This window comes from Leifsonia sp. KNZ12-8B (assembly GCF_056755495.1).
Genome location: NZ_JBPGXM010000158.1, coordinates 1 through 7635, shown reverse-complemented (window position 1 = coordinate 7635; position 7635 = coordinate 1). Strand labels below are relative to the sequence as shown.

9 protein-coding genes are annotated in these 7635 nt (G+C 69.9%); 8 read left to right on the top strand and 1 reads right to left on the bottom strand.

Annotated features, from left to right (window positions below; genetic code table 11):
• A partial coding sequence (locus ACR9ZG_RS16935; protein ID WP_481286016.1) for a DUF6049 family protein occupies nt 1-1041 on the bottom strand: 1041 nt, incomplete at its 3' end.
• Between the two features lie 98 nt (nt 1042-1139).
• Here ACR9ZG_RS16935 and ACR9ZG_RS16930 point away from each other — a divergent pair.
• From ACR9ZG_RS16930 to rplI, 8 genes are all read left to right on the top strand, one after another.
• Nucleotides 1140-2564 (top strand): CCA tRNA nucleotidyltransferase, encoded by a 1425-nt coding sequence (locus ACR9ZG_RS16930; RefSeq protein WP_481286015.1) that lies wholly within the window; start codon nt 1140-1142, stop codon nt 2562-2564.
• Nucleotides 2549-3451 (top strand): carbohydrate ABC transporter permease, encoded by a 903-nt coding sequence (locus tag ACR9ZG_RS16925; protein WP_481286017.1) that lies wholly within the window; start codon nt 2549-2551, stop codon nt 3449-3451. Before ACR9ZG_RS16930 ends, ACR9ZG_RS16925 begins: the two co-directional genes overlap by 16 nt.
• The gene (locus ACR9ZG_RS16920; protein WP_481286014.1) at nt 3438-4271 is read left to right on the top strand and encodes a carbohydrate ABC transporter permease; all 834 of its coding nucleotides are present in this window, start codon (nt 3438-3440) and stop codon (nt 4269-4271) included. The genes ACR9ZG_RS16925 and ACR9ZG_RS16920 overlap by 14 nt, the downstream gene beginning before the upstream one ends.
• 29 nt (nt 4272-4300) lie before the next feature.
• Nucleotides 4301-5635: an ABC transporter substrate-binding protein gene (locus ACR9ZG_RS16915; protein ID WP_481286013.1), complete on the top strand. Its 1335-nt coding sequence runs from the start codon at nt 4301-4303 to the stop codon at nt 5633-5635.
• A 267-nt stretch (nt 5636-5902) separates the two neighbouring features.
• The gene (rpsF, locus tag ACR9ZG_RS16910) at nt 5903-6274 is read left to right on the top strand and encodes a 30S ribosomal protein S6 (protein WP_301211684.1); all 372 of its coding nucleotides are present in this window, start codon (nt 5903-5905) and stop codon (nt 6272-6274) included.
• A 4-nt stretch (nt 6275-6278) separates the two neighbouring features.
• Entirely contained in the window at nt 6279-6791 is a 513-nt protein-coding gene (locus tag ACR9ZG_RS16905; RefSeq protein ID WP_481286012.1) for a single-stranded DNA-binding protein, read from the top strand.
• A 64-nt stretch (nt 6792-6855) separates the two neighbouring features.
• Nucleotides 6856-7119, top strand: coding sequence for a 30S ribosomal protein S18 (gene rpsR, locus ACR9ZG_RS16900; protein ID WP_018189012.1), 264 nt, complete (start codon nt 6856-6858; stop codon nt 7117-7119).
• A 12-nt stretch (nt 7120-7131) separates the two neighbouring features.
• On the top strand, nt 7132-7584 hold the full coding sequence (rplI, locus tag ACR9ZG_RS16895) for a 50S ribosomal protein L9 (protein WP_481286011.1): 453 nt from the start codon (nt 7132-7134) through the stop codon (nt 7582-7584).
• Nucleotides 7585-7635: the final 51 nt, after the last annotated feature.

The window sequence follows — 7635 nt, the reverse complement described above, 5'->3', positions numbered from 1 at the left end:
GGGGGGGGGGGGCGGGGGGCGGGGGGGGGGGGGGGGGGGGGGGGCGGGGGACGGCTCGCCGATCGACGTGGGCGTCGGCGAGAAGTCGGCCGGATCGAGCGCGTACGTCAGCGAGGTGGGTGCGAGCGGCGCCGCGAGGCCGGACTGGAGCTGTCCGGCGACGTCGGCATCCCCGTAACCGAGTGAGAAGGTGTCGTTCGGGAGTGCGGCCAGGCGGTCCAGCCACTCGACGGCCGAGTCCGGCGCCGAGTTCCCGAGCGCCCGGATGGACGCGATGATCATCGGGTCGATGCCGACCGCGACGGTGCTGTGTCCCTCCAGGCCGTCGAGGTCGCGGGTCAGCACGCCGTTGGGCGCGGTGTAGGTGCTGAGGTCCTGGGCGGAGAGGAGGCCGTCCGCCGTGGATGGGCTGACGATCGGCATCGCGACCGTCACCTCGGCGCGGGTAGCGGCCCCTCCCGGGCTCCAGACGACGGACGAGCGGGCCTCCGCGGTTGCGGATCCGGCGGTCGCGGTCGCGCCGAGACCGAACACGGCCGCCGAGGTGCGTGCGCCGAACGGGATGGCGGCCGCGGGGACCTGCACGCGGACCACGGTGCTCGTCCCCGGCTCCAGCACGGGGAGCTCGGCCGTGCCGAGCTTCGTCTTGTCGTCGACCGGGTCGGTCGAGCCGAGCCAGGAGGTCAGGTCGTTCCGCGACGACTGCGGGGTCGGCTCCAGCCAGAGGTCGACCGATCCCGTGCCGTAGGCGGTGTCGGAGGGGTTGCTGACGGTGACGGCGGCCGTGAGGTTCTGCCCGGGCGAGAGCAGGCCGGCGTTGTCGGTGCCGAGGGTCGCGGTGAGGGTGCTGTCGCCTGCGGCGGTCGGGGCTGCAGCCGACGTGGAGGTGGCGCCGACACCATGCTTGCCAGTTACCGATGCTCCGGCGGCCGGGGCGACACCGGAGGTCGCGGCCAGCGTCAGGCCGACAGCGCCCGCGAGGACCGCGACGACGCGCCGGAGGGTCGACCCCCGCCGGAGGGTGGGGACGGGTGCGCTCATGCGTCGACGCGCGATCCCGACTCGGCCTCCATGACGACGATTCTAGAGGCCGACCCCTGAGAGACCGCGGCGAGCACGCCCGGTTAAACTGGGGCACCATGCACAGCGTCGCCGAATCACTCGAACGCCTCGGCGAGCTCGCCGCGTCGCCGACCGTCGCCCGCGTCGCCGACGCCTTCGAGGCCGCGGGGTACGAGCTGTCGCTGGTCGGCGGACCGGTCCGCGACGCGTTGCTCGGCCGGCCGGTGCACGACCTCGACTTCACGACCGACGCCCGGCCCGACGACATCCTGCGCGTGCTGGCCCCGCTCGCCGACGCCGTGTGGGACGTGGGCCGCCAGTTCGGGACGATCGGCGGCCGCTTCGGCGACGAGACGGTCGAGATCACGACGTACCGCAGCGACAGCTACGACGGGCAGACCCGCAAGCCGGAGGTGCAGTTCGGCGACACGCTGGAGGGCGACCTCCTGCGCCGCGACTTCACGGTCAACGCGCTCGCGCTGCGCATCCCCGAGGTGCGCCTGGTCGACCCGTCCGGCGGGGTCGAGCACCTGCTGAGCCGCACGATCACGACACCGTCGAGCCCGGAGGTCTCGTTCGGCGACGATCCGCTCCGGATGCTCCGCGCCGCACGCTTCGCAGCCCAGCTGGGCTTCACCGTCGACGACGAGACGCAGGCGGCCATGAGCGACATGGCCGAGCGCATCCGCATCGTCAGCGCCGAGCGCGTCCGCGACGAGCTCACCAAGCTGCTGCTCGCCGACGAGCCGCGGCCCGGCATCGAGCTGCTGGTGGACTCCGGGCTCGCCGACGAGGTGGTGCCCGAGATCCCCGCCCTCCGCCTCGAGGTCGACGAGCACCACCACCACAAGGACGTCTACCAGCACAGCCTCACGGTGCTCGACCAGGCGATCGGGTACGAGAAGGAGCGGCATCCCGGGGAGGCGCCCGACCTCGTCCTGAGGCTGGCGGCCATCCTCCACGACATCGGCAAGCCCGCGACCCGCCGGTTCGAGCCGGGCGGGGCGGTCAGCTTCTACCACCACGATCTGGTGGGGGCGAAGCTCGCCAAGAAGCGGCTCACCGCCCTGCGCTTCGATAAGGCGACCATCGAGGCCGTCGCCCGCCTGATCGAGCTGCACCTGCGGTTCTTCGGGTACGCCGACGCGAACTGGACCGACTCGGCGGTGCGTCGCTACGTGCGCGATGCCGGCGACCAGCTGGAGCGCCTCCACATGCTCACCCGTGCCGACGTCACGACGCGGAACCGGCGCAAGGCCGACCGGCTGGGCTTCGCCTACGACGACCTGGAGGCGCGGATCGCCGCCCTGCAGGAGCAGGAGGAGCTCGAGGCGGTCCGCCCCGACCTCGACGGCACGCAGGTGATGGCCGTCCTCGGCCTCAAGCCCGGCCGCGAGGTCGGCCAGGCCATGCGGTTCCTGCTGGAGCTGCGGCTCGACGAAGGCCCGCTCGGCGAGGAGGAGGCCACCCGGCGCCTGCTCGCGTGGTGGGAGAACCGCTGAGCCGGCCCTCCCGCTCGCCCGCGCTGCGGCGCAGGGACGCGGTGACCGGGTACGCGCTGCTGGCGCCGAGCCTGTTCGGGATCGCGTGCTTCCTCGTGCTGCCGGTGCTGGTGGTGGTCTGGCTGAGCTTCCAGAGCTGGGATCTCATCCGGCCGGCCCGGTTCGTCGGGCTCGCCAACTACGCATCGGTGCTGACGGACCCGGTCTTCGGCGACTCACTGCTGGTCACGCTGCTGTTCGTGGTGATCGTGATCCCGGTGCAGACGGCGCTGGGGCTGTTCGCGGCCTCCCTGCTCACCCGCGGGCTGCCCGGCTCGGCATTGCTGCGCACGATCTACGTGCTGCCGTGGATCTGCGCGCCGCTGGCCCTCGGCATCGTGTGGAAGTGGATCTTCGCCCCGACGGGAGGCGCGCTGACGGCCATCCTCGGTGTGCGCGTCGAGTGGCTGACCGACCCGGTGCTCGCGCTGCCCGCCGCGGCCGCCGTCGTGATCTGGACCAACGTCGGCTACGTCACCCTCTTCTTCATGGCCGGGCTGGTCGCCATCCCGCAGCACGTCGTGGAGGCGGCGCGCATCGACGGCGCCGGCCCCGTCGCGCTGTTCTGGCGGATCAAGCTCCCGCTGCTGCGGCCGACGATGTTCTTCGTGCTGGTGACGAGCGTCATCGCGGTGTTCCAGCTGTTCGACCAGATCTACGCGCTCACCGGGGGCGGGCCGGAGCACCGGACCGACGTGGTCGCCAACCGCATCTACACGGAGGCGTTCCAGACGTTCGACTTCGGTCGGGCGGCGGTCATGGCGCTCGTGCTGCTCGTGATCCTCGTCGCCATCACGGTCGGTCAGCAGCTCTACTTCCGGCGGAGGACGACGTATGAGCTCGACTAGTCGCGTCCTCCGCACCGCAGGCATCTACCTCGTGCTGCTCGCCGGAGCGGTCGTCACCCTCGCGCCGTTCCTCCTCAGCGCGATGACGGCCTTCAAGACGCCGCAGCAGTTCGCGCAGCAGCCGGCGCTCGCGGCCCCTGACCCGTGGACGCTCGAGAACGTCGTCACCCTCTTCACCGGGCCGGCCGGCTTCGGGCGGGCGCTCGGCGTGACCGTGCTGATGGCGGCCTTCATCCTGGTGTTCCAGCTCGTCTTCTCGATCATGGCGGCGTACGCCTTCGCCCGGGTCGACTTCCCCGGCAGGGACGCGCTGTTCTGGGTCTACCTGGCCACGCTGATGGTGCCGGCGGTGGTGCTCGTCGTGCCGCTTTATCTGATGATGGTGCAGCTCGGACTCCGCGACACCTTCTGGGGGCTCGTCCTCCCCTTCTCGTTCGGCAGCCCCTACGCGATCTTCCTGCTGCGCGAGTACTTCCGCGGCATCCCGCAAGACCTGGTGGATGCCGCCCGGCTCGACGGCGCCTCCACGCTCGACATCCTCGTGGAGGTCGTGGTCCCGCTCTCGCGACCGATCATCGCCACGCTGGTGCTCATCACCGTGGTCAGCCAGTGGAACAGCTTCCTCTGGCCGCTGGTCATCACGAGCGGTAACACGTGGCGGGTCACCACGGTCGCGACTGCTAGCCTCCAATCCCAGTACAACGGCAACTGGACAGTTGTCATGACAGCGACGACGCTGGCGATCGTGCCGCTCGTCGTCCTCTTCCTGGTCTTCCAGAAACACCTCGTGCGGTCGATCACGATCTCCGGCTTCCGCTGACACGGGCCGGCATCCGCGAGGAGGAACACATGGCCAAGCGTTCGACGGTGCTCGCCGTCTCGGTAGTGGGACTGGTGGCGGTGGTCGCCGCCGTCGGCATCGGCGTGGGCGTGGCCGGGGCGTCGCATCCGACCACGCAGACCGTGACGGTGCGGCTGTGGGACGAGCAGGTGCAGAAGGCGTACAACCGCTCCTTCGCGGCCTTCGAGAAGCAGAACCCCGACATCGACGTGAAGACCTCGCTCGTGCCCTGGGCCGACTACTTCACCACGCTGCGGACGGATGTCGCCGCCGGCACCGCGGACGATGTGTTCTGGGTCAACGCGGGCAACTTCGAGGACTACGCGGCCGCGGGGGATCTGGTCGACGTCACGACGTCGCTCGGGCGCGAGGCCGCCGCTCAGTGGCAGGACTCGGTCGTGAAGCAGTACACCCGCGACGGCTCGCTGTGGGGCGTGCCGCAGCTCGCGGACCCCGGGATCGGGGTCTTCTACAACGAGGAGCTGCTGCGCGCCGCCGGTCTGACGCCGGAGTCGCTGAACGGCCTCCACTGGTCGCCCGATCCCGCGAAGGACACGCTGCTGCCGGTGCTGCAGAAGCTCACGCTCGACTCCTCCGGCCGCAACGCCGCCGATCCGGCGTTCGACCCGGCACATGTCGTGCAGTACGGCTACAACGCCGCGAACGACCTGAACGCGATCTACATCAACTACCTCGGCTCGAACGGCGCCGCGCTGCAGAAGGGCGACGAGTTCGTGTTCGACTCGCCGAAGGGCGTGCAGGCGTTCCAGTACGTGGTCGACCTGATCTCGAAGTACCACGTCGCGCCCTCGGCGGCCGATACGAACACGAACGGCGACTTCAGCCGCGATCAGTTCACGCAGGGCAAGCTGGCGCTCTTCCAGACCGGGTCGTACAACCTCGCGAACGTGGAGCAGGGAGCCGGCTTCGACTGGGGCGTCGCTCCCCTGCCGGCGGGGCCGGCCGGCGCGATCAGCGTGACCAACGGCGTCATCGCCGCGGGCAACGCGCACTCGCAGCACGGCGACGCGGTGAAGAAGGTGCTGCGGTGGCTCGGCAGCGCGGAGGGCTCGAAGGCGATCGGAGAGGGCGGCTCCGCCTCCCCCGCCGTCGTTCCTGCGCAGCGGCAGTTCCTCGACTACTGGAAGGGCGAGGGCGTCGACGTCTCGCCGCTGTACGACGTGCTCGACAACGGCACCGTGCAGGGACCGCAGGGTGCGAACTGGGCGAAGGCGCAGGATGCGTTCGGGCCGATCTTCGAGTCGATGTTCCTCGGCCGGGTGCCCGTCGCGGAGGCGCTGAAGGAGGCGCAGACGAAGGCGAACGCGGCGATGAAGGGGTGACGACGCTTCTCCACAGGGCGTCCGCCTGCGATGCTTCTCCACGGATGTCGCCTCGGCCGGCCGCGGATGTCGCGCGGTCGGGAGGCTGGGGGCATGACGAATCTCCTCATCGCCCCCGCGCCCGCTGCTCCCGCCGACTGGCATCGCGACACGGCATCCGTTACGCTTGACAGGTTGCCCGGGCAGCATCATGCCCAGGTGACGGATATCAGACCCTCCTGCTGCAGACCGTCTGCAGCCGCTGAGACCAGAGGAGGTGGGTCAGCCATGCATCAATACGAGCTGATGGTGATTCTCGATCCCGAGATCGATGAGCGCACCGTTGCTCCGAGCCTGGACAAGTTCCTGAACGTCGTTCGCAACGACGGCGGAACCATCGACAACGTCGACATCTGGGGACGTCGTCGCCTGGCGTACGAGATCAACAAGAAGTCCGAGGGCATCTACGCCGTCGTGCAGCTCACCGCGAACGGTGACACCACGAAGGAGCTCGACCGCCAGCTGAAGCTCAGCGAGGCCGTCATGCGCACGAAGGTGCTCCGCGCGGAGGAGGCGATCGCCCAGGTCGCCGCCGCTCAGAAGCGCGCCGACGAGAAGGCTGCCCGCAAGGCCGCCACCTCCGAGAAGGCAAGCGCCTAGTCCGATGGCCGGCGAGACCGTCATCACCGTGGTGGGCAACCTCACGGCCGACCCCGAGCTGCGCTACACGCAGAACGGGCTGGCCGTCGCCAACTTCACCATCGCGTCCACTCCCCGCACGTTCGACCGTCAGGCGAACGAGTGGAAGGACGGTGAGGCCCTCTTCCTCCGTGCAAGCGTGTGGCGCGAGTTCGCCGAGCACGTCGCCGGATCGCTGACGAAGGGCTCGCGCGTCATCGCGCAGGGCCGCCTGAAGCAGCGCTCCTACGAGACGAAGGAAGGCGAGAAGCGCACCTCGATCGAGCTCGAGATCGATGAGATCGGGCCGTCGCTGCGCTACGCCACCGCACAGGTCACCCGCACCCAGTCGTCGCGCGGTCCTGGTGGTCCCGGCGGATTCGGCGGCGGTGCTCCCGCTGTCGAGGAGCCGTGGGCCGCTTCTGCACCGGCGGATCCGTCCTCCGGCGCCGACGTCTGGAACACTCCGGGTTCCTACAACGACGAGACTCCCTTCTAAAGGGCACCAACACTGATCAGCCCGCCGGCACCCGTCCGGCGGCGCGTAGAGATAAAGGAAAACCATGGCTGGAAAGTCGAGCGGCGACCGCCGCAAGCCGATCCGCAAGGGCAAGGACGGCAAGAACGCCGCCCCCGCGAAGTCCGTTCGCGTCGGCGTCATTGACTACAAGGACGTCGCAACCCTGCGCAAGTTCATCTCGGAGCGTGGAAAGATCCGCGCCCGCCGCATCACCGGTGTCTCCGTCCAGGAGCAGCGCCTCATCGCCCGTGCCGTCAAGAACGCACGCGAGATGGCGCTCCTCCCCTACGCCGGCTCCGGCCGTTAAGGAGGCATCCCCATGTCGAAGGTCATTCTGACGCACGAGGTCACCGGCCTCGGTTCCGCCGGCGACGTCGTGGACGTCAAGGACGGATACGCACGCAACTACCTCGTCCCGCAGGGCTTCGCGATCTCGTGGACCCGTGGTGGCGAGAAGCAGGTGGAGCAGATCAAGGCGGCCCGCGCCGCGCGTGAGCTCCACACCATCGAGCAGGCCCAGGACCTCAAGGCCAAGCTCGAGGCGACCCGGGTCAAGCTGACCGTGAAGGCCGGCCGTGAGGGCCGCCTGTTCGGTTCGGTGAAGACCGCCGACGTCGCCGACGCGGTCAAGGCCGCGGGCATCGGCGAGCTCGACAAGCGCAAGATCGAGCTCCCGAACCCAATCAAGGTGACCGGTGACCACGAGGCCACCGTCCGCCTGCACGACGACCTCTCGGCCGTCATCTCCCTGCAGGTGGTCGCCGCCAAGTAAGGCGAGCGAGGAGCGCTAGTGTAGCGGGGGGGGGGGGGGGGGGCCGGCGCC